Here is a 501-nt window from a genome sequence, read left to right as displayed (position 1 = left end):
TCCAGATCCTGCGGCGACGGGTCGACATCGAAACCGTCGCGCCCGGCCTCGGGACCGCTATGGACGGCGAGATGCTTGGGCGTGGCGATCACCTTGGGGTGCGCCGGGTCCGGCCCCTGCAGCCCGGTGATGAAGGCGACACCGAGATGGCCGGTGAGATACGGGTCTTCGCCATAGGTCTCTTGCCCACGGCCCCAGCGTGGATCACGGAAGATGTTGATGTTGGGCGACCAGATCGTCAGCCCCTGCTAGATCTTGCGATCGGCCGAGACCGGTTGCGCGTTGAACTTGGCGCGCGCTTCGGTGGCGACGACATCGCCGATGCGGTTGAGCAACGGCGCGTCCCACGTCGCCGCCATGGCGATCGCCTGCGGGAACACCGTGGCATACCCATCGCGCGCGAGACCGTGCAGGCCTTCATTCCACCAGTCATACGCCGGCAGGCCGGCGGCGGGATCGGCGGGCGCGCTGCTTTGCAGCTGGGCGGCCTTTTGTTCGGTA

2 protein-coding genes are annotated in these 501 nt (G+C 67.3%); both read right to left on the bottom strand.

Going from position 1 to position 501, the window contains the following annotated elements; genetic code table 11:
* Window positions 1-236, bottom strand: a 236-nt coding sequence (locus AACY49_RS32025; RefSeq protein WP_445262681.1) for a glycoside hydrolase family 3 N-terminal domain-containing protein, incomplete at its 3' end; no start/stop codon positions are given.
* A gap of 12 nt (window positions 237-248) precedes the next feature.
* Window positions 249-501: hypothetical protein (locus tag AACY49_RS30460; RefSeq protein ID WP_339527991.1), on the bottom strand; the 253-nt coding region annotated here is incomplete at its 5' end.

The organism is Pseudomonas sp. EL_65y_Pfl2_R96, from assembly GCF_963970905.1.
Lineage (GTDB): Bacteria > Pseudomonadota > Gammaproteobacteria > Pseudomonadales > Pseudomonadaceae > Aquipseudomonas.
This window is presented reverse-complemented; position numbering and strand designations above follow the sequence as displayed.